At 68.0% G+C, this 21147-nt stretch carries 19 protein-coding genes; 11 read left to right on the top strand and 8 right to left on the bottom strand.

What is annotated here, in order from left to right:
• Positions 1 to 7 precede the first annotated feature (7 nt).
• The 3 genes from sucB to RN51_RS14785 form a co-directional block, all read right to left on the bottom strand.
• Positions 8 to 1795 (bottom strand): 2-oxoglutarate dehydrogenase, E2 component, dihydrolipoamide succinyltransferase, encoded by a 1788-nt coding sequence (gene sucB, locus RN51_RS14795; protein WP_045264812.1) that lies wholly within the window; start codon positions 1793 to 1795, stop codon positions 8 to 10.
• Between the two features lie 67 nt (positions 1796 to 1862).
• Positions 1863 to 3236 carry a dihydrolipoyl dehydrogenase gene (gene lpdA / locus RN51_RS14790; RefSeq protein ID WP_045264811.1) on the bottom strand — a complete coding sequence of 458 codons (1374 nt, stop codon included), beginning with the start codon at positions 3234 to 3236 and terminating at the stop codon, positions 1863 to 1865.
• Positions 3237 to 3239: 3 nt separating this feature from the next.
• The gene (locus RN51_RS14785) at positions 3240 to 4712 is read right to left on the bottom strand and encodes a leucyl aminopeptidase (protein ID WP_045264810.1); all 1473 of its coding nucleotides are present in this window, start codon (positions 4710 to 4712) and stop codon (positions 3240 to 3242) included.
• A gap of 113 nt (positions 4713 to 4825) precedes the next feature.
• Here RN51_RS14785 and RN51_RS14780 point away from each other — a divergent pair, with 113 nt between their 5' ends.
• From RN51_RS14780 to RN51_RS14770, 3 genes are all read left to right on the top strand, one after another.
• On the top strand, positions 4826 to 5767 hold the full coding sequence (locus RN51_RS14780; protein WP_045264809.1) for a proteasome assembly chaperone family protein: 942 nt from the start codon (positions 4826 to 4828) through the stop codon (positions 5765 to 5767).
• Between the two features lie 179 nt (positions 5768 to 5946).
• A complete protein-coding gene (locus RN51_RS14775; protein WP_045264808.1) occupies positions 5947 to 7185 on the top strand; it encodes an RNA polymerase sigma factor in 1239 nt (412 codons plus the stop codon).
• Positions 7182 to 7877, top strand: coding sequence for a coenzyme F420-0:L-glutamate ligase (locus RN51_RS14770; protein ID WP_045264807.1), 696 nt, complete (start codon positions 7182 to 7184; stop codon positions 7875 to 7877). The genes RN51_RS14775 and RN51_RS14770 overlap by 4 nt, the downstream gene beginning before the upstream one ends.
• Before the next feature lie 71 nt (positions 7878 to 7948).
• Here RN51_RS14770 and RN51_RS14765 read toward each other — a convergent pair whose 3' ends face one another.
• Complete coding sequence (locus RN51_RS14765) at positions 7949 to 8965, bottom strand: sugar-transfer associated ATP-grasp domain-containing protein (protein ID WP_045264806.1); 1017 nt, start codon at positions 8963 to 8965, stop codon at positions 7949 to 7951.
• 80 nt (positions 8966 to 9045) lie between these two features.
• On the opposite strand from RN51_RS14765, the gene RN51_RS14760 reads away from it, so the two are divergent.
• Both RN51_RS14760 and RN51_RS14755 read left to right on the top strand, forming a co-directional pair.
• Entirely contained in the window at positions 9046 to 9750 is a 705-nt protein-coding gene (locus tag RN51_RS14760) for an alanine racemase (protein WP_231579315.1), read from the top strand.
• Complete coding sequence (locus RN51_RS14755) at positions 9747 to 10787, top strand: alanine racemase (RefSeq protein WP_045264804.1); 1041 nt, start codon at positions 9747 to 9749, stop codon at positions 10785 to 10787. The genes RN51_RS14760 and RN51_RS14755 overlap by 4 nt, the downstream gene beginning before the upstream one ends.
• Before the next feature lie 62 nt (positions 10788 to 10849).
• On the opposite strand, the gene RN51_RS14750 is transcribed toward RN51_RS14755, so the two are convergent.
• Positions 10850 to 11068 carry a DUF7455 domain-containing protein gene (locus tag RN51_RS14750; protein ID WP_045264803.1) on the bottom strand — a complete coding sequence of 73 codons (219 nt, stop codon included), beginning with the start codon at positions 11066 to 11068 and terminating at the stop codon, positions 10850 to 10852.
• 181 nt (positions 11069 to 11249) lie between these two features.
• Here RN51_RS14750 and RN51_RS14745 point away from each other — a divergent pair, with 181 nt between their 5' ends.
• Entirely contained in the window at positions 11250 to 13376 is a 2127-nt protein-coding gene (locus RN51_RS14745; protein ID WP_082066612.1) for a DNA gyrase/topoisomerase IV subunit B, read from the top strand.
• Between the two features lie 83 nt (positions 13377 to 13459).
• Here RN51_RS14745 and RN51_RS14740 read toward each other — a convergent pair whose 3' ends face one another.
• The gene (locus tag RN51_RS14740) at positions 13460 to 15901 is read right to left on the bottom strand and encodes a DNA gyrase/topoisomerase IV subunit A (RefSeq protein WP_045264802.1); all 2442 of its coding nucleotides are present in this window, start codon (positions 15899 to 15901) and stop codon (positions 13460 to 13462) included.
• Positions 15902 to 15945: 44 nt separating this feature from the next.
• Here RN51_RS14740 and RN51_RS14735 point away from each other — a divergent pair, with 44 nt between their 5' ends.
• On the top strand, positions 15946 to 17067 hold the full coding sequence (locus RN51_RS14735; protein WP_045264801.1) for an alkaline phosphatase family protein: 1122 nt from the start codon (positions 15946 to 15948) through the stop codon (positions 17065 to 17067).
• A gap of 47 nt (positions 17068 to 17114) precedes the next feature.
• On the opposite strand, the gene sepH is transcribed toward RN51_RS14735, so the two are convergent.
• Complete coding sequence (gene sepH, locus RN51_RS14730) at positions 17115 to 18164, bottom strand: septation protein SepH (RefSeq protein ID WP_045264800.1); 1050 nt, start codon at positions 18162 to 18164, stop codon at positions 17115 to 17117.
• 198 nt (positions 18165 to 18362) lie between these two features.
• Here sepH and RN51_RS14725 point away from each other — a divergent pair, with 198 nt between their 5' ends.
• Complete coding sequence (locus tag RN51_RS14725) at positions 18363 to 18656, top strand: DUF4193 domain-containing protein (protein WP_045264923.1); 294 nt, start codon at positions 18363 to 18365, stop codon at positions 18654 to 18656.
• A gap of 126 nt (positions 18657 to 18782) precedes the next feature.
• On the opposite strand, the gene RN51_RS14720 is transcribed toward RN51_RS14725, so the two are convergent.
• Complete coding sequence (locus RN51_RS14720; protein WP_045264799.1) at positions 18783 to 19247, bottom strand: DUF3093 domain-containing protein; 465 nt, start codon at positions 19245 to 19247, stop codon at positions 18783 to 18785.
• 12 nt (positions 19248 to 19259) lie between these two features.
• On the opposite strand from RN51_RS14720, the gene dut reads away from it, so the two are divergent.
• Genes dut through RN51_RS14705 form a run of 3 tightly spaced genes read left to right on the top strand, consistent with a single transcriptional unit; the run spans position 19260 to position 21044 of the window.
• The gene (gene dut, locus RN51_RS14715; protein ID WP_045264798.1) at positions 19260 to 19733 is read left to right on the top strand and encodes a dUTP diphosphatase; all 474 of its coding nucleotides are present in this window, start codon (positions 19260 to 19262) and stop codon (positions 19731 to 19733) included.
• Entirely contained in the window at positions 19726 to 20313 is a 588-nt protein-coding gene (locus tag RN51_RS14710) for a DUF3710 domain-containing protein (protein WP_045264797.1), read from the top strand. The genes dut and RN51_RS14710 overlap by 8 nt, the downstream gene beginning before the upstream one ends.
• Positions 20310 to 21044: a DUF3159 domain-containing protein gene (locus RN51_RS14705; protein ID WP_045264796.1), complete on the top strand. Its 735-nt coding sequence runs from the start codon at positions 20310 to 20312 to the stop codon at positions 21042 to 21044. The genes RN51_RS14710 and RN51_RS14705 overlap by 4 nt, the downstream gene beginning before the upstream one ends.
• The last annotated feature ends 103 nt before the right edge of the window (positions 21045 to 21147 follow it).

The raw sequence follows: 21147 nt of genomic DNA, 5'->3' as shown, positions 1-21147 counted from the left end.
TTGTCGCTCAGGCTCCGAGCTGAGCGGCGAACTGCGCGGCCTCGAGGCGGGCCTTCACGGCGCCCAGGAAGCGTGCCGCGTCAGCGCCGTCGATGATCCGGTGATCGTAGGAGAGCGCGAGGTACACGTAGGAACGGACAGCGATCGCATCTGCACCGCCGACCTTCACGAGTCCGGGGCGCTTGACGACGGTACCGGTACCCAGGATCGCCGACTGCGGGAGGAAGACCACAGGCGTGTCGAACAGCGCACCACGCGAACCCGTGTTGGTCAGCGTGAACGTTCCGCCGGCCAGCTCATCGGGCTTCAGCTTGTTGTCGCGGGTCCGAGCGGCGAGATCGGCGATCTCGTGCGCGATCTGCGCGATGTTCTTCGAGGCGGCGTCGCGCAGTACCGGCGTGAGAAGGCCACGCTCGGTGTCGACGGCGATCGAGACGTTCTCGCTGGCGGGGTAGACGATGTTCTCCCCGTCGACGGTCGCGTTCACGATCGGGAAAGCCTGCAGGGCTTCCGCGGTCGCGAGCGCGAAGAACGGCAGGAAGGAGAGCTTGTCGCCCGTCTTCTCGAGGAACGAAGCCTTCACGCTGTCGCGGTAGTCGGCCAGCGCGGTGACATCGACCTCGACGACCGTGGTCAACTGGGCCGTCTGCTGCATCGACTCGACGGCACGCTTCGCGAGGACCTTGCGCAGACGCGACATCGGCTGCGTGGTGCCGCGCAGCGGCGAGACCTCGAGCGGCGCCGGAGCGGCAGGGGCCGCGGCAGCGGGCGCAGCCGTCGCCGTCTCCGCTGCCTTCAGGACGTCCTCCTTGCGGATTCGGCCGCCGACACCGGTTCCGGTGACGGAAGCCAGGTCGACTCCCTGCTGCGAGGCGAGGCGACGCACCAGCGGCGTCACGTAGAGGTTGTCGTTCTCCGTCGGGAGTGCGAGCTTGGGTGCGGCGGGCGTGGCAGCCGGTGCGGCAGCAGGTGCCGGGGGAGCGGCAGGGGCCGGCGCAGCGGGAGCTGCGGGTGCAGGCGCGGCAGCCGGTGCTTCGGGTGCGGCAGGGGCGGCCGGTGCTTCAGGCGTGGGTGCGGCCGGGGCTTCGGCTGCGGGTGCAGCGGCCGGAGCCTCTGCGGCGGGAGCAGCGCCGGAGCCGACGCGTGCGAGCACGGCGCCGACGGCGACCGTCTCGTCCTCGCCCGCCACGATCTCCTGGAGTACGCCGGCGACCGGCGACGGGATCTCGGTGTCGACCTTGTCGGTGGAGATCTCCAGCAGAGCCTCGTCGACGGCGATGCTGTCACCGACCTGCTTGAGCCAACGCGTGACGGTGCCCTCCGTGACGCTCTCGCCCAGCTCGGGGAGAACGATGTCGGTGGCGTCGCCAGCGGGTGCGGCCTCGGCGGCAGGCGCCGGTGCTTCGGCAGCCGGTGCCGGTGCGGCAGGGGCGGCATCGGCGGCATCGGCGGGTGCGGCCTCGGCGGGTGCGGCCTCGGCGGGTGCGGCCTCGGCGGGTGCGGACTCGGCGGCGGGAGCCGCAGCTGCGGGCGCGTCTGCGGCCGGAGCCGCTTCGCTGCCGTCGCCGATGCGCGCGAGGAGCGCGCCGACCTCGACGGTCTCGTCCTCGGCCACGAGGATCTCTTCGATCACGCCGCTGACGGGGGAGGGGATCTCGGTATCGACCTTGTCGGTCGAGATCTCGAGCAGGCCCTCGTCCGCCTGCACGGTGTCTCCCACCTGCTTGAGCCAGCGGGTGACCGTACCCTCTGTGACGCTCTCGCCGAGAGCGGGGAGGACGACGGATGTGCTCATGACTGAGTCTCCTTCAAGAAGTTGTATGACGCTTGTCTAGCTTAGTGACTCGGGCACCGGTTGGTGCTCAGAGGGCGTGCAGGGGCTTGCCGGCCAGGGCGAGGAAGGCTTCCCCGAGGGCCTCGCTCTGGGTCGGATGGGCGTGGATCAGGGGGGCGATGTCCTCGGGGTGTGCCTCCCAGGCGACGGCGAGCTGCCCCTCCGTGATGAGCTCGCCGACGCGGTCGCCGAGCAGGTGGACACCGATGACGGGGCCGTCCTTGAGGCGGACCACCTTCACGAGTCCAGCTGTTCCGATGATCTCGCTCTTGCCGTTGCCGGCCAGGTTGTACTCGTAGGCGATGACCGAGTCGGCGCCGTGCGCGCTGACCGCTGCCTCTTCGGTCACGCCGACCGACGCGACCTCCGGGCTCGAGTACGTGACCTTGGGGATCTGCGAGTCGGGGATGTTCACCGGCGACAAACCGGCGATGCGCTCGGCGACGGCGATGCCCTGCTGGAATCCGCGGTGTGCGAGCTGCAGCCCTGGCACGATGTCTCCGACCGCCCACAGGCCCGGTACGCCCGTGCGCAGGTTCTCGTCGACTGTCACGAAACCCCGGTCGAGGGTCACACCGGCTTCCTCGAATCCGAGGTCAGCGGTGACAGGCCCGCGCCCGACGGCCACCAGGAGGTAGTCCGCCGTGAACTCCTTGCCGTCTTCGAGAGTCACGGTGACGGACGTGTCGTCCTGCACCGCACCCTGGAAACGGACGCCGAGGGAGTACTGGATGCCGCGTCGACGGAACGCGCGCTCCAGGCCCTTGCTGAGGGCGATGTCCTCGTTCGGGACCAGGTGCGGCAGTGCTTCGATGATCGTGACCTCGGAGCCGAAGGAACGCCACACGCTCGCGAACTCGACGCCGATCACGCCGCCGCCGAGGATCAGAACACGCTCCGGGATCTCGTCGAGGGCGAGTGCCTGCTCGCTCGTGAGGATTCGCCCGCCGACCTCCAGGCCGGGGAGAGAGCGGCTGTACGAACCGGTCGCGAGCACGACGTCAGCTCCCACGTAGACGTCGTCGCCGACGCTGACGCTGCGGTCGGGGTTCAGACGGCCGAGGCCGGCGACGGTGGTGATCCCGCGCGCCTTGACGAGGCCCTCGAGACCCTTGAACTTCTTCGCGACGATGCCTTCGCGGTACGCGCGCACCCCGGCGGGGTCGATGCCCTCCAGGCTCGCCTGCACTCCGACCGAGGCCGCATCCCTCACGTGCTCGGCCACCTCGGCGGCATGCAGGAGTGCCTTGGTGGGGATGCATCCGCGGTGCAGGCAGGTGCCGCCGACCTTGTCCTTCTCGATCAGTGCGACCGACTTGCCGAGCTCACTCGCTCGCAATGCCGCGGCATACCCGCCGCTGCCGCCGCCCAGGACGACGATGTCGAAGGTGTGGGTTGTCATAGGTCATGCCTCCGTGTGGGATGCTGCGGCGAAGGCGATGATCGATCGGACCATAGCCCCCGTTGGGCCCTTCTCGGTGAAGCCGTACGGGGCGCCGGCGTGTTCGCCGGACCCCGCGATGTCGAGGTGCACCCAGGGGATGCGCGGAGCGTCATCGGCGTCCGAGGTGCGACCGACGAAGCGGCGCAGGAAGAGGCCGGCGTAGGACGCCCCGCCCATCCGGTCGCCCATGTTCGCGTTCTGCAGGTCGGCGATGGGGGACTCGAGCGACTCCTCCATGTACTCCGGCAGCGGCATGTGCCACGCCGGCTCGTCGACCTGAGCGGTCGCGGACATGAACGACGACACCGTCTCGACATCGCCGAAGACGCCGGTGTGCCGGTGTCCCAGTGCGGCGACGATGGCGCCGGTGAGCGTCGCCACGTCGATGATCACGTCCGGGTTCTCACGACTCGCCGCCACGAGACCGTCGGCGAGCACGAGTCGACCCTCGGCGTCGGTGTTCTGGACCTCGACCGTGGTGCCGTCGAGGATGCGGATGACATCACCCGGACGGAGCGCGCGGCCGGACGGCATGTTGTCGGTGATGCACAGCCACGCGGTGACGTGGACCGGGAGGCCGAGCGTGGCGATGGCGCGGAGGGCGGCGAGAGAGGTCGCCGCGCCTGCCATGTCGAACTTCATGCCGACCATCGAGGCTGCCGGCTTCAACGACAGGCCACCGGTGTCGAACGTGATCCCCTTGCCGACCAGGGCGATGTGCCGTGAGGCGTCAGCGGGGGCGTAGTCGAGTCGGACGAGTCGCGGAGGGCGGTCCGATCCCTGGCCGACCCCGAGGATGCCGCCGAATCCCTGCTCGGCGAGAGCCTTCTCGTCGAGGATCTCGACCGTGACGTCGAGGTCGGCCACGCTGTCGGCCGCGCTCTGCGCGAGCTGCTCCGGGCTCTGCCACTCTGCGGGGACGTTCACCAGATCCTTGATGAGCGCGACCGCGTCTCCGGCGACCTGGGCGTACTCGGCGTCGTCGTCATCGAGTGCGGCATGCAGCGTGATCGACGTGGCGCGCCCCTTGCCCTTCTCCGTGCGGTAGCCGTCGAACTTGTGTCCTCCGAGCATTGCACCCTCGGCTGCTGCCGCGGCGAAGGACTCGAGGCCGTCGGCGAGACCCACCGCGACGTGCTCGAAGCCCGTGAGCGAGCGCAGAGCGGTGCCTGCCGCATTGCGCACGGCCGCAGCGTCCGGCGAGGCGCCGACACCGACGACCGCGAACGGCGATGGCGAGACCTCGGGGACGTACACGCGGGTGAACGACCCGGCCGAGCCGGTGAACCCGACGCCGGCGAGTGCATCCGCGAGGCCGGGGTAGCCAGCCAGCGACTCCGCCGAATCGGGGAGAGCGGCGACGATGAGCACTGCGGCGTCTGCAGCGCTTCCGGGGAACTGATCGGTGGTGTGCGAGAGCACGGGAAGCGTCATGCTTCCATCCTAGGATCTCCGCCAGACCATGGTCGTCCGCCGCCTCGGCGCGTGTTCGCTCTCAGCATGATGCTCCGCGCCCCCGCATCGGTAGGTGCTCGTAGCATGGACACATGCCCTTCTCCGGTGAGATCCATGAACGCGTCGCGAATGCGCCGACAGTGCCGCACGGCCTGCCGCTGGTGCTGCTTCTGACCGGTTTCACGGATGCGGGAAGCGCGGTCTCCGGCCTGATCGATCACCTCCGGGAGACGGCATCGCCTGAGCCCGTGGTGGTGTTCGACAACGACGCCCTCCTCGACTACCGCGCGCGTCGGCCGGTGATCTCCTTCGACCAGGACCACCTGACCGAGTTCAAGCCGCCGAGGCTCGAGCTGTCTCTCGCGACCGACGCGCTCGGTCGCCCCTTCCTCCTGCTCGCGGGCTACGAGCCCGATTTCGCGTGGAATCGCTTCGCGAGCACCGTCCTCGCTCTTGCCGCCGAGTTCGAGGTCTCCGGAGTCCACTGGGTGCACTCGATCGCCATGCCCGTTCCGCACACCCGTCCGATCGGGACGACGGTCAGCGGCAATCGTCGTGACCTGACCGTGGCGCACTCGGTCTGGCGCCCGCGCACTCAGGTTCCCGCGACGGCCGGCCACCTCCTCGAGTTCCGTTTCGTCGAGCGCGGGGACGCGGCGGTCGGGTTCGTGCTGCTCGTGCCGCACTACCTCGCGGAGACCGAGAACCCCGATGCCGTCATCGCCGCGGCGGAGCGGCTGATGGCCTCGACGGGACTCGTCCTCATCCTGGATGCCGTCCAGGAGCGCCGCGAGGACTACCTGGCACGCGTGGATGAGCAGGTCGCCGGCAACGACGAGCTGCAGCAGATGGTGCACAATCTCGAGCGCCGCTATGACGCCTACATGGCGGGGCGTAACCCGGACGACGACTCCTATGACGAGGGCGGTTTCAGCGAACGGGATCTCCCCAGTGCCGATGAACTCGCGGCCGAACTGGAGCGCTACCTCGCCTCGCGGCCGTCCGGCGACGAGGACAAGCCCGGACGCGGTTGAAGCCGTTTCGCGACGGATCCATGCGAAGTTCGCCGGAATGCGTCCGCAACGCCACACGTGTGCGATACTAGGACTCTGACCCGTTGTCAATCAGTGTTTTCGAGCACTGGACTTGACAAGGGTCTTACTAGTGTCCGAAATGTCCCGGGGCTACACAGCAGCTCCGTGAAAGGCGAAACGTGACTCCTGCCACGACGAAGAACACCCGGACGAAGAAGGCTGCCGAAGAGACGACCGCCGACGCTCCGGTCGAGGCCGATGCGCCCGAGAAGCCCGCGCCCCTGAGTGCGGCGAAGCGTGCTGCCGCGAAGCGTGCCCCCGTCAAGAAGAAGAAGTCCGAGGACGTCGTCGAAGAAGACGAGGCCCCTGCAGCTGCTGCTGTGGAGGAGGACGAGGACGAGGACGCGAAGCCGGCCTTCACCGAGCCGCTGCCGACCGGTGCGATCGTCATCTCCTCCAAGGATGATGAAGAGGTCCCGGTCTACTCGACCCAGATCACCGGCGCGACGGCCGACCCGGTCAAGGATTACCTGAAGCAGATCGGAAAGGTCGCACTGCTGAACGCGGCCGAAGAGGTCGAGCTCGCGATGCGAATCGAAGCGGGCCTCTTCGCCGAGGAGAAGCTGTCGGCGATGACCCCGGCCGAAAAGACGAGCCAGCTCGGACTCGACCTGCAGTGGGTCGCCCGCGACGGTCAGCGCGCCAAGAGCCACCTGCTCGGCGCGAACCTCCGCCTCGTGGTCTCGCTCGCCAAGCGCTACACCGGACGTGGCATGCAGTTCCTGGATCTGATCCAGGAGGGCAACCTCGGTCTCATCCGCGCGGTCGAGAAATTCGACTACACCAAGGGCTTCAAGTTCTCGACCTACGCCACCTGGTGGATCCGTCAGGCCATCACCCGCGCCATGGCCGACCAGGCCCGCACCATCCGCATCCCGGTGCACATGGTCGAGGTCATCAACAAGCTCGCCCGCGTGCAGCGGCAGATGCTGCAGGATCTCGGTCGTGAACCCACTCCGGAAGAGCTCAGCCGTGAGCTCGACATGACCCCGGAGAAGGTCGTCGAGGTGCAGAAGTACGGCCGCGAGCCGATCTCCCTGCACACCCCGCTCGGTGAGGACGGAGACAGCGAGTTCGGCGACCTCATCGAGGACACCGAAGCAGTCGTCCCTGCCGACGCCGTGGGCTTCACGATGCTGCAGCGTCAGCTCGAGCAGCTCCTCGACTCGCTCTCCGAGCGCGAAGCCGGCGTGATCCGCATGCGCTTCGGACTGGGCGACGGTCAGCCGAAGACGCTCGACCAGATCGGTGACACGTTCGGGGTGACGCGTGAGCGCATCCGCCAGATCGAGTCGAAGACGATGGCGAAGCTGCGTCACCCGAGCCGCTCGCAGTCCCTGCGGGACTACCTCGAATGAGCCAGGCGAACGACGGCAAGGCTCTCGAGACGAGCGTCGACGGCAAGAGTTATGCGCGCATCCCGCTGCGCACCCGTGTGGTCATGCCCCAGGACGACCTGGACGCGATCATCACCGAGTACGCGAAGGATGCCGTGCAACCCGGCGACCTTCTGTTCGTGACCGAGAAGATCGTGGCCATCACGCAGGGGCGGTCCTACCGTCTCGACGAGATCAAGCCCCGGAAGCTCGCGCTGTTCCTTTCGAAGTACGTCACCCGCACGCCGTACGGCATCGGTCTCGGCATGCCGGAGACGATGGAGATGGCCTTGCGGGAGTGCGGCACTCCGCGCATCCTGTTCGCGTCCGCTGTCGCAGCCGTGACCAAGGCGTTCGGCCGTCGAGGCGACTTCTACCGCATCGCGGGCGACAAGGCGCGGGCGATCGACGGTCCCACCAAGCACACGATCCCTCCGTACAACGAGGCTGTGGTGCTCGGGCCCAAGGATCCCGATGGCGTGGCAGCTCGTGTGAAGAGGCTGATCGGTGGTCAAGCTGAAGTCGCCGTCGTCGACATCAACGACCTCGGGGGGAACATCCTCGGCTCGACCCTCGACAAGGCCGGCGAGCAGCGACTCGTCAAGATCCTCGGAGACAACCCGCTCGGTCAGGGGCTGGAGTCGACGCCCCTCGGCATCGTCCGCGAGGTCTGAACCATAGCCGTCTGAGCCATATACGAAGAACGCCCCCGGAGCTCTCCGGGGGCGTTCTTCGTCTCTGCGTCTCAGAAGCCGATGACCTCGCGGTAGCGGGGCTTGTGGCCGGTGCGGATCCCGGTGACGCTGGGCTTGTTCTCGTAGACGCCGGCACCCCAGTTGCCTTCGACGAGGACCGGGCCGTCGGGGGAGACGACGATGTCCCAGCCGACGTACTGCACCTGCGGTACGACTCGCGCGACCTGATCGATGAAGGCGCGCACCTCGTCCATGTAGGGCAGCTGGAAGTCGGCGATGCGGAATCCCGAGTCCGGGTGCGTCTCATGGACGTGGCCGTGGGAGTCGTACCCGGCACCGACGGCGTGGCCGTTCTCGTCGAGCATCGTGTAGAAGCCGCCGAACGTCATCTGGTCGCTCACGGCGCCACGGCCGAACTTCTGGGCCATGGCGAGGATGTGAGCCTTCTCGCCGTCGAAGAATGCGGTGATGCGGGTGGTGTTCACCGTGCCGGGGCAAACGGCAGCCAGCGCATCGTGCTGGCGGATCACCTCCTCGATGAGGAGTTCGCCGCGCGCCAGCAGGCCGCGGTGGAACTCGTCCCAGTCCTCGATGTCGGCGGCGTGATAGCGGTGCACTCCGGTGCCGGCCTGTCCCACCGGCTCTTTGGTGACGATCGTGCCGAGGCGCTGGGTGAGTTCGCGCACGGCGTCGGCGTTCCCGTCCTCGACCACCATCCACTCGCGCTTCAGGAACGGGGAGAACTGCTTGTCGAACTCGACCTTGTCCTGGAAGATCCAGCGGTAGTCGGGGTGGTCGTAGCGCTGCGAGAGCTGGTTCGAGACCGGATGGGTCATGTACGTCTCGCGCTCGGCCTTCGTGAGCATCGCGAAGTCGTAGTCGATGTAGTCCTGGAAGCCGACGTTGTGACGCGCAGCCGACCACAGCATGTCGACGACGATCGCCGGCACCGCCTTGTGGTGCTGCGCGGAGGCCTCCTTGGCGCGTTCCACCACCGATCCGACGTCGATGCGGCGAGCACGTCCCATCAGATAGCGGATGCGGGGCGCGAGGGAAAGTCGAGACATGAGGCTCCAGGGTCGGGGTCTCCACCAGTCTACGGGGGCGGGCGAGGTCGACCTGGGAGCCGGAAGCTAGGCTGGAGGACGTGTGTGAGACGACTTCCAGCTCCCTGCCACGTGCCATGATCTCCCGCTCGGCGTTGGCTGCGGGAGCCTCGGCAGCGGTGTCGGCGGGGGGAACGATCGCCGACCTCCGACGCGATGCCTGGGGGCACGGAGTGCTCGCCGTCGCCCAGGTCGTGGCCGCGGCCGGCGCCCAGCGCGTCCTCGTCGACGCGCAGGGCGAGGTCGAGGCACTGGAGCTCGAGGGGATCCACGGTGTCACCGCCGGCGAACCCGACATCGACGCGAACCTCCTCTATGGCCTCCCCGATGCGGACGGGAAGCTCGCGTCCCGGCCGGTGATGCGACTGACCGGACGGATCCTCTCCACCAAGCGGCTGCGGCCGGGTGACGCCGTCTCCTACGGCTACACGTACCGTGCGACGAGCGAGACCACTGTCGCACTTGTGACCGGCGGCTATGCCCAGGGCATCGTGCGCGCGCTCGGCAATCACGCGACCGTGGAGATCCGAGAGACCGCGATGCCCATCGTCGGGCGCGTCGCCATGGATGTGTGCGTCGTCGATCTCCAGGGCGCAGATGTCGATGTCGACAGCGAGGTCACCTACTTCGGTGGTTCCGGGCCGGCCGCGCCCGGCGTCGCGCGATGGGCGGACGTCACGGGGATGACTGCGGCCGAGCTGGTCGCCGTCGCCGGTTCGCATGCCGTGCGGGGGTGGGAAGCATGAGCCGTCCTGAGGTGCGCCTGAGCAGCAGCATCTTCCGTGCGAACATCCAGGCCGTGCGCGACCGTGTCGCGCCCTCCGCATTGATGCTCGTGGTCAAGGACGATGCGTATGCCCATGGGCTCTCGTGGGCGGTGGATGCCGCGATCGAGGCGGGGGTCGAGTGGTTCGGCAGCTATGACATCCGCACCGGGCTCTCCGTCCGCAGACTCGCGGGCGGCGACGCCCGGATCTTCGCCTGGGCGACCTCGACGGAGACGGAGATCGACGATGCACTGATGCAGCGCCTCGATCTCGGCGTCGGGACCATCGAGTACCTCGGGCGGATCATCGCGCGGGCCGAGGCTCTCGGGGCGGCGGCACGCGTGCACCTGAAGATCGACACGGGCCTGCACCGCAACGGCATCCTTCCGGAGGACTGGGCATCGGCTGTCCGTCAGGCGCGGCGGGCCGAGCAGGCCGGACTGCTCGAACTCGAAGGCGTGTGGAGCCACATCGCCGAGGCGAGCGACGAGGACGACGACATCGCTCACGCCGCCTTCCGCGATGCGGTGCGCATCGTCGGCGAGTCCGGAGCGGTGCCAGGGGCGCTGCACCTGACGGCATCCGCGGCATCATGGTGGCGTCCCGAGCTGCGCGGAACCGTCTCGCGTATCGGTGCTTTCTGCTACGGCATCCGGTCGGCCGACGGTCCGGAGCTCGAGGGAGTCCACCCGGCGGCGAGCCTCGTCGCAACCGTGTCCGCGGTCGAAGACGACCGTGTGACGATCGAACTGGGCAGTTTCGACGGGCTTCCGTCGACGCTCTCCGGAAGCCTGGTCGGAACACCGGATGGGCCCAGGACTCTCGTCTCCGTCGGTCCTACCTCCTCGATCGTCGAGGGGTGGCCCGGGGCCGAGGTGGGGGCAGAGGTCGTCGTCTTCGGTGCGGGTGCGCACGGAGAGAAGTCGGCGACGACCCTTGCGGAGCGGATCGATACCGTGGGAGAAGAGATCCTCACCCGGCTCACACCGCGCGTGCGAAGGGTCGTCGCCGACTGATCGTCGTCCGCTGACCCCGGTGTCCGCGGATCTGGATCAGCGGGTGGGGATCAGCGAAGCGATCAGACCGTCTCGATGAGACGCGCGGTCTCGTCGTGCCAGCTGGTGGCGATGCTGCGGAGCTTCTCTTCGTACTTGCGTCCGTGGTGGGCGCAGAACAGGAGCTCGGATCCGTTCACCTCAGCGGCGATGTACGCCTGAGCGCCGCATGAATCACAGCGATCCATGGCGGTCAGACGGAACTCGACAATGGAGGTGTCACGTTCGGTCGTTGCATTCATCTCGGTGCCTCCTCGGGTGTCGGCTTCGCTGAGCGATTTGGTCAATACAACCACGCGCCACCTGTGTGCATGCCCGGTTTGCGGCGTGTTTCGCTCACCGCGTACGCCCGGCCCGCCGAGTGCCCTCGCGCGGGGAGTGTCTGCGGAGCGGCGGGGCCTCGCGAGATTAGACTCGGAGATTGTGAATGCCGAGTACTCCGCCCATCATCTCCAGGTGCTTGAAGGCCTCGAGGCCGTGCGCAAGCGCCCCGGAATGTACATCGGGTCGAACGGGTCGCCCGGACTCATGCACTGTCTCTGGGAGATCATCGACAACTCGGTCGACGAGGCGGTCGCCGGCAACGGCACGAAGATCGACATCATCCTGCACGCCGACGGCAGCGTCGAGGTCCACGACCGCGGCCGTGGTATCCCGGTCGATGTGGAACCGCGCACCGGACTGACCGGTGTCGAGGTGGTCTACACGAAGCTGCACGCCGGTGGAAAGTTCGGCGGCGGATCGTACGCCGCCTCCGGAGGCCTGCACGGCGTGGGCGCGTCCGTGGTGAACGCGCTCTCCGAACGTCTCGACGTCGAGGTCGATCGCGGGGGCAAGACCTATGCGATGTCGTTCCACCGCGGCGAGCCCGGCATCTTCACCGACTCCGGCGAGAAGCGGCCCGATGCGCCGTTCACTCCGTTCCAGGAGAACAGCGAGCTCCGCGTCATCGGCAAAGCACCCCGCGGTGTGACGGGCACGCGGGTGCGCTACTGGGCGGACCGGCAGATCTTCACCAAGGACGCAGCGTTCCAGCTCTCCGAGCTCGAGACCCGCGCTCGTCAGACGGCCTTCCTCGTTCCCGGGCTCGAGATCCTGGTCAAGGACGAGCGTGCGGCGGGCCAGGTCGTCCCCGTGCCCGACTCCGACGGCGAGACGATCACGCTCGGCCCCACCGAGACCTCCTATCTGTACGAGGGCGGAATCTCCGAGTTCGTCGACTACCTCGCGATCGACCCGCCCATCACGGACAACTGGCGAATTCAGGGCGAGGGCACGTTCAAGGAGACGGTGCCCGTCCTGCAGCCGGATGGACACATGGTCGCGACCGAGGTCGAGCGGGTGTGCGCTGTCGACATCGCGCTGCGCTGGGGCACCGGCTACGACACCAAGATCCGTTCGTTCGTCAACATCATCTCCACTCCCAAGGGCGGCACGCACCAGCAGGGGTTCGAACAGGAGCTGCTCAAGGTGCTCCGCGCGCAGGTGGAGCAGAACTCCCGACGTCTGAAGGTCGGCAACGACAAGCTGGAGAAGGACGATGTGCTCGCCGGGTTGACGGCAGTCCTCACGGTGAACGTCCCCGAACCACAGTTCGAGGGTCAGACGAAGGAGATCCTCGGCACGCCCGCGGTGCGCCAGATCGTGGCTCAGGTGCTGCGCAAGGACCTGGCGGAGCGCTTCGGCTCGACCAAGCGCGACGACAAGATCCAGGCGTCTCAGCTGCTCGACAAGGTCGTCTCGGAGATGAAGGCGCGCGTGTCGGCGCGGGCGCACAAGGAGACCCAGCGCCGCAAGAACGCACTCGAATCCTCGACGCTCCCGACCAAGCTCGTCGACTGCCGCACGAACGACGTCGAACGCAGCGAGCTCTTCATCGTCGAGGGTGACTCGGCCCTGGGGACGGCGAAGAACGCACGCAACAGCGAGTTCCAGGCGCTGCTGCCGATCCGCGGCAAGATCCTCAACGTGCAGAAGGCCTCCGTGGGGGACATGCTCTCGAACACCGAGTGCGCGTCCATCATCCAGGTGATCGGTGCAGGATCCGGCCGAACGTTCGACATCGACGCGGCCCGCTACGGCAAGATCATCCTGATGAGCGATGCCGACGTCGACGGCGCGCACATCCGCACCCTGCTGCTGACTCTGTTCTTCCGCTACATGCGGCCGTTGATCGAGCACGGCCGCGTGTTCGCCGCCGTGCCGCCTCTGCACCGGATCATCGTGATCAATCCGGGCTCGAAGCCGAACGAGACGATCTACACCTACAGCGAGCAGGAGATGCACGCTCTGCTGACGAAGCTCCGCAAGGCGGGCAAGCGCTGGCACGAGCCGATCCAGCGCTACAAGGGCCTCGGAGAGATGGACGCCGAGCAGCTGGCGAACACCACCATGGACCGGTCGGGTCGTCTGCTGCGTCGGGTTCGGATGGAGGACGCGGAGGCCGCTGGACGCGTGTTCGAGCTCCTCATGGGAAACGAGGTGGCTCCCCGCCGCGAGTTCATCATCGACTCCTCCGACCGGCTCTCGCGCGAGTCGATCGACGCCTAGACCTCGGAGACGAAAGAAGCCGGCCCGGTGCAGACCGGGCCGGCTTCTTCTCTCTCGCACGCGGACGGGCCGCGCGCGTGGGCTCAGACGAGTGTGCGGCCGATGCTTCCGATCACGCCTTCGACAGGCTGGCCGGACGCGTCGCGGCGTGCCCCGGCTTCGGGGAGCTTGCGCACGGCGCCCGTCGGATCGACAGCGAGCGGCGGGTTGGGTCCGACCCATGCGACCGTGAGCCGGTCTTCGCCCTTCAGGAAGGCGTGAGCGCGGACGCCGCCGGTGGCGCGGCCCTTCGACGGATACTCGGCGAAGGAGGACACCTTGGCGCGCCCGGGCTCTGTGCCGGGAAGCGCGCTGTCCCCTCCGGATACCGTGGCGACCACGGCCTCGGCGGTGGGGTCGACGACACCGAAGAACAGCACCGATGCACCCGAACCGAGCTTGACTCCGGCCATGCCGCCCGCCGGGGCACCCTGAGGGCGCACTGCCGAAGCCGTGAAGTGCAGCAGCTGGGCATCGGTCGTCACGAACACCAGCTCCGCGTCGTCCGGCGCCTCTGCTGCTCCGACGACAGTGTCGCCCGACTTCAGCCCGATCACCTCGAGATCCGGGCGGACGGGGAGGGTCGAGGGAACGATGCGCTTGACGGTGCCCTGAGCGGTGCCGAGCGCGATCGGAGTGTCGCTGTCGAAACGCACGAAACCCAGAATGCGCTCGCCCTTGGTCGTGATGCCGAGGTAGTCACGCAGCGGAGTTCCTGCGGCGAGCTGCACGGACGTCGCCGGCACGGAGGGGAGGTCGACGGGGGAGAAGCGCACGACGCGACCGAGGGTGGTGAGGGCTCCGATCTCGGCGCGGACGGTGGTCTCGACGGTGGTCAGGATCGCATCGTGCTTGCTGCGCCGTGCCGGGACGGTGAGCTCCTGGCCCTCGCCGAGGTCGACGCGGACGGTTCGTCCCGTGGTCGAGAGCACGAGCACGGTGGGCGCGTCGGCGATCTGCAGATCGACCGCCCCCTTGGTGGCTCGGGGCTTGGGTGGAGCGGCGTTCATCAGGAGTGTGCGCCGGGGAGTCCCGTATGCGTCGGCTGCGGCGTCGAGCTCCTTGGCGACAGCGGCGCGGAGCAGCGCGGGACTGTCGAGCAGCTCGCGAAGCGCGGCGATCTCCGCCAGCAACGCATCGCGCTCGGTCTCCAGCTCGATCCGGGAGAACTTCGTCAGGCGGCGCAGACGCAGCTCGAGGATGTATTCCGCCTGGAGCTCGCTCAGATCGAAGACGGAGCGCAGTCGTGTGCGGGCCTGCTCCGAGTCGTCGGAGGAGCGGATGACCTGGATGACCTCGTCGATGTCCAGGATCGCGATCAACAGCCCCTCCACCAGGTGCAGGCGCTCCTCGCGCCGCTTCAGGCGGTACCGGCTGCGACGCGTGATGACCTCGAGGCGGTGGCCGACATAGACGCTCAGCATCTCCTTGAGGCCGAGCGTGCGCGGCTGTCCGTCGACCAGAGCGACGTTGTTGATGCTGAAGGAGTCCTCCAGCGGAGTCAACCGGTAGAGCTGCTCGAGCACGGCGTTCGGGTCGAAGCCCGTCTTGATGCCGATCGCGACGCGCAGCCCGTGGTTGCGGTCGGTGAGGTCGGTCACGTCGCTGATGCCCTGCAGCTTCTTCGACTGCACGGCGTCGCGGATCTTCTCCAGCAGTCGCTCCGGTCCGACCATGTACGGCAGCTCGGACACGATGATGCCGGTGCGTCGAGGGCCGAGCGGCTCGATGGAGGTCTTGCCACGGACCTTGAGGGCGCCGCGTCCGTTGGTGTACGCGTCCTTGACCCCGTCGAGCCCCATCAGGATCCCGCCGGAAGGGAAGTCGGGGCCAGGGACGAACTCCATCAGCTCCTCGGTCGTCGCATCCGGATTCTCGAGGAGATGCGTTGCCGCCGCGACCACTTCGATGAGGTTGTGCGGCGCCATGTTGGTCGCCATGCCCACGGCGATCCCACTCGCACCGTTGACCAGCAGATTCGGGAAAGCAGCCGGCAGCACCGCAGGCTGCTGGAACTGACCGTCGTAGTTGGGGATGAAGTCGACGACGTCCTCGTCGAGGTTCTCCGTGAGGGCCAGCGCGGCGGCGGCGAGTCGCGCCTCGGTGTATCGGGCGGCAGCGGGACCGTCGTCGAGAGAGCCGAAGTTGCCGTGCCCGTCGACCAGGGGCACACGCAGAGCCCACTCCTGTGCGAGCCGCACGAGGGCGTCGTAGATCGCCGAGTCACCATGAGGGTGCAGCTTTCCCATGACCTCGCCGACGACGCGTGCACTCTTGACGTGCCCGCGGTCCGGGCGCAGACCCATCTCGGCCATCTGATAGAGGATGCGGCGTTGCACGGGCTTCAGACCGTCGCGTGCGTCGGGCAGGGCACGCGAGTAGATCACCGAATACGCGTACTCGAGGAACGAACCCTGCATCTCGCTGGAGAGGTCGATGTCCTGGATGCGCTCCTCGACGGGCTCGGGCGGCGGAGTTTTCGGCATGGACTTCCTGGGGGCATACGGGAGCCTGTGTCAGACTGGCTCGGATGTCCTTCATGCTACCGTCCGCGACGCCGAGCGCCCGGAGTGTCGTCGGGGTGGCGGGCGACCTGTTCGCCGCTCTCCGAGGCGAATCCGAGGTTCTGCCGCGCGCGGAATCGGTCGTGCTCGTGGTGATCGACGGGCTCGGGGCGATCAGTCTGCGCGGGCATGCCGGACACGCGCGTGCTCTGACCTCCGGCATGGCGAAGAAGGATGTGGCCCACTCCGTCTTCCCGTCGACCACGGCGGCTGCGCTCACGAGCATCGTCACGGGCGTGTGGCCGGGCGAGCACGGTCTCGTGGGTTACCGCGTGCTCGATCCGAGCCGGGATGTGCTCGTCAATCAGCTCAGCGGGTGGGAGACCGACGGCATCGATCCCCTCACGTGGCAGGCGGCTCCGACGATCTTCGAGCGAGCGGGCAGCAGAGGACACCGGAGTTTCGCGGTCGGGTTCGCCGGCTATGCGCACAGCGGCTTCACCAAGGCCACGCTCCGTGGTGCCGAGTTCGTTCCCGCGACGACCGCCGCCTCGCGGATCGAAGCGGCGTATGAACTCGCGCGCGCGCATCCGGGATCGCTCGTCTACTGCTACCTGCCCGAGGTCGACAAGGCAGGCCACAAGTACGGCATCGCCTCCGGGGAATGGGTCGCCGCATTGGAGGACGTCGACGCGGCTCTGTCCGCGCGCGTGCCCACCGGTGTCGGCGTGGTCGTCACCTCGGATCACGGGATGGTCGACGTGGCTCCGAACCGGCAGATGGTCCTGGAGGAGGAGCATGTGGCGGGGATCCGTCACATCGGCGGCGAGCCGCGGATGCTGCATGTGTACCTGGAGCCCGAGACAGACCTCGCTGCGATGACCGCGCGATGGCGGGCCGACCTGGAGAGGGTGGCTGATGTGCTCACCCGCGAAGAGGCGGTTCGACACGGCCTCTTCGGACCGACGGTCACCGATGCCGCCGCCTCACGAATGGGCGACATGCTCGCGATCGCGCGTGGAGCCTGGGCCGTCTATGACGGAACCGCCGCCGATCAGCGCAGTCGCGGGATGGTGGGCCAGCACGGCGCGATGACGCCGGAGGAGCGACAGGTTCCGCTGATCAAGCTCGGCGCGTTCGGACGCTGAAGCACGTCATCCGGTCCGCCTCGGAAGTGGGTCAGGCGAGGGGTGTCTCACTCATCGGTGCGTGCGCCGAAGACGATCTCGTCCCATGAGGGCATCGCGTTCCGGCGGCGGCGGCGTCCAGACGAATCCCCGGTGGTGTCCGAGCTGCTGGTCTGCGGTGCGGGCTGCGGAGGCTCCGGCTCTTCCTCCGGCTGCTCCAGGGCCTCGAAGAGGGAGATCGGACTCTGGTCAGCGCGATCCGACTCTTCGACCTCGTCCAGCAGGGGTGCGGTCTCCCGCTGCCCGCGGCGTCGACGGAGAGCCTCGAGGAGGTCCGCCGTCTCCGGGCTCGTCGTCTGCGCGGCGGGTGCGCGCTTGATGGCCGCATCCTGCGCTGCCGCGTCGGAACGGGCAGGGAGCGACGGGTCTTCCACATCCGCGTCGGGTGCAGGCACCAGTCGCGGTCCGAAGGCGCCGGAGTCGAAGCGGCTCTCATCCTTGTAGGGAGAGGTCCGATCGGCGTCGACCGCACGCAGACGAGGAATGAGGCCCTCGGGAAGCGAGCCTTGCCGTGACAGTTGCGTCGCGTCGGCGTTCAGCGGCGAGAGCGCGCTGCGGCGGGGATCGAAGCTCCAGCGGGCGTCATGGTCGACCTCGTTGGCGGTGAACTCGAGCTTGATGGTCCAGCTGGAGTCCTCCTTCCAACTCGCCCAGCGCTCGGAGGTGGCGTCGATCTCGGCGAGCTTGGCTCGGACGGCCACACCGAACGTGGGCTGTGCGTCCGGCTCGACCTCGCTGCCGATCAGGACGGGGACGGCCAGGGCCTGTCCGATCACGTGCTCGCGTTCGGCGAGGACGGGTCCTTCGAAGCGGGCCACGTCGTCCACGCTGATGCCGAGCAGCTCTGCGACCTCGGGTGCGGTGAGTCCGGCTCGGATCTGGGCCTGGATGTCGCGCGGGCTCGCGGCGAGCTTCTGGGCCGCCGGCTCGCTCTGGCGGGTGGCGCGGCGGATCTCGCGCTGCAGCATGTCGTCGATGGGCAGCGCGAACCGCTCGCCCGACTCGGTCGCGAGTACGAGGACTCCTGCTTCTGTGCCGACGATGGTGACGTTTTCCATGCGAATGCCCCTCTGATGGGTGTCCGTTCATGGTGTCACGCGAGAGCGGTCACGGACGGGAATAGCGTGGGCGTGCCGTGAGTTTCCTCTGTCGCACGGACGAGCATTTGCGTTATGTCGTCTGGTCGTGCAAACTATGGCCGCCGAATACCCGACGGCGCACCACCCACTCGCACCATGAAAGTGGAGATCTACCGCATGGCAACCGATTACGACGCCCCCCGAAAGAGCGAAGACGACTCCGAGTCGATCGAAGCCCTCAAGGAGCGTGTGCCGGACAAGCTGTCCGGCGCAAGCGGGGACGAAGACTCCGACAACCCGTCGAGCTTCGACCTCCCGGGTGCCGACCTTTCCGATCTCGAGCTCGATGTCGTCGTGCTGCCCGCGCAGCAGGACGAGTTCACGTGCATGAGCTGCTTCCTCGTGAAGCACCGCTCGCAGCTCGACCACGAGGGCGCATCCGGGCCCATCTGCAAGGAGTGCGCTGCGTAAGCAGTCCTCCGAGCGACGTATCACGCGCCCCCGACCATCACGGTCTGGGGCGCGCTGTCGTTCAGGTGCACTCGGCAGGCTCAGGAGTGCGGTGGCCAGTCCGGGGCGCGTCGACCAGACCCCGGCTCAGACCTGGGAAGCGCGAATCGCGGCGGCGAGCCGATCGGGCGTGCGCGTCGAGATCGTCCACGTGTCGACGGGATCGTCCGCGTCGAGGTTCGGGACGACGACGACTCCGTCGATCCCGCCGCGGATCAGGTGCCATCCCCGTGCCGGGAGACCGGGGCCGCGGGCGTGACGTGCGTCCTCGCCGGTCAGCGGGGTGGGGTCTCCGAGATGCTTCGTGTCGATGTGCGCCCGCCCCGCGTGCAGGATTGAGCCGGAGACGGATACCACCGGCGTGGCGGCGATCACCGCGAGCACGAGCAGGGCCGACACAGCCGCACCGACGACGAGAGCGACCGTCGAGCCGATGGGCACGAAGACGAGCGAGACCATGGGACCGGCGACCGCGACGGTCACGAGCAGCCAGAGGCTCGGCGAGAGTCTCTCGCGGTAGCGGGGACGTGAGTCTGTGACGGGGTTCTGCATTAGCCTCATGGGGTGACCGATTCCGTTGATATCCCCATTATCGCTGCAGTGGTGCCCGGGTATGCGCATCCGGGAGATGCCGGTGCCGATCTCGTGGCGGCAGAGGCGGTGCACCTCGAGCCGGGGGAGCGCGCACTCGTGCCGACCGGGGTGCGCATCGCGTTGCCCGACGGCTACGCGGCATTCGTCGTCCCCCGCAGCGGGCTGGCGGCCAAGCACGGCATCTCGATCGTGAACTCCCCGGGAACGGTGGACGCCGGATATCGAGGCGAGATCAAGGTGAGTCTGATCAACACGGATACCAAGAGCGCGTACGATGTGGCGGTCGGCGATCGTATCGCGCAGCTGATCATCATGCCGGTCACGCGCGCCACGTTCATCCCGGTCGACGAGCTGCCGGACAGCGTCCGCGGTGCCGGTGGCTTCGGCTCCACCGGCTACCAGGCAGCGACCCACCAGAGCGAAGCAGGACGAGCCAATGACTGACAACAACGAGACCCCTTCGAAGTCGGCACCGCTGAACCGTGCCACCGACGGCCCCTTCGACGACTCCGAGGCGAACCCGGTCCGCCCGTACATCGACCTCGGTGGCATCAAGATCCTGCCGCGCGAGGGGCTGAACCTGCGCCTCGAGGTCGAGGAGCAGTCGAAGCGCATCGTGGCTGTCGGCCTCGACTACGCGGACTCCTCGCTGCAGGTGCAGCCGTTCGCTGCCCCGCGCTCCGGCGGTCTGTGGGACGAGACCCGGGTGCAGCTCCGCGACCAGGTCAAGGCGCAGGGCGGTCGCGTCGAGGAGCGCGAAGGTCCGCTGGGCAAGGAGCTCCTCGCGGAGGTCCCTGCCACGGCTGCGGAAGGATCCGGGCTGCGTCTTGCGCGCTTCATCGGCATCGACGGCCCGCGCTGGTTCCTGCGCGGAGTGATCGGTGGCGCAGGAGCGTCCGACCCCGAAGCCGCCGAGAAGGTCGAGGATCTCTTCCGCTCGATCGTGGTCGTCCGCGGTGGTTCGCCGATGCCCCCGCGTGACCTCATCCCGCTCAAGATGCCGGCGACCCCGGGCTCCGCGTGAGCGTTCCCGAGCCCGACGCCGAACGCGAGAAGAGCACCTCCGAGATCCTCGGGGAGGCGCTCGGAGGAGTCGCGCGTCGTGCCGGCCTCGACCCCGCTGAGAGCTCCAGCACGCACAAGGTGGTCTGGTCTGCGATGGGCGGGTGGCGCGGCATCCTCGAGTCCGTGCTCCCGAGCCTCGCCTTCGTCATCCTGTTCACCATCCGACCGGAACCGCTGATCCTCTCACTCGGGGTGTCGGTCGGTCTGGCAGCGGTGTTCACACTCGTCCGACTGGCGCAGAAGTCTCCACCCTCGGCCGCGCTCGGTGGTCTGATCGCCGCCGTCGCCGCCGCAGCCCTCGCGCTGTGGACAGGGCGAGGCGCGGACAACTTCGTGCCCGGACTCATCACGAACGCGGTCTACGGATCGGTGATCCTGGTCTCCGCGCTGATCGGCTGGTCGCTCATCGGCCTCGCGGTCGGATTCCTGATGGGGGAGGGCACCGCGTGGCGCGATGACCGCCGCAAGCGCCGCGCGTACTTCTGGCTCGGGATCGCCTGGGCGGCGCTGTTCTTCGCACGTCTAGCCGTGCAGCTTCCCCTGTATCTCGCCGGCGACGTGACGGCCCTCGGCACGCTCAAGCTCATCATGGGGCTGCCGTTGTTCGCACCGCTCATCGCCGTGACCTGGTTGGTGGTCCGCGCTCTCCACCCCCGCGAGGCTGCGCGCGAGGACACTCCCGAGGCATGATAGATTTATCTTGACATCAAGATAAATCGCAGGCTTTCGCCGGTGCGCTTCCCGGAGCAGACTGGTTAGGTCCCCCTTGCTAGCCGCAGGGGCTCGCTGGCGA

Source organism: Microbacterium oxydans, assembly GCF_000956405.1.
Taxonomy (GTDB): domain Bacteria; phylum Actinomycetota; class Actinomycetes; order Actinomycetales; family Microbacteriaceae; genus Microbacterium; species Microbacterium oxydans_C.
Note: the sequence above shows the minus strand (reverse complement) of the source record. Positions and strands in the feature narration are given on the sequence as shown.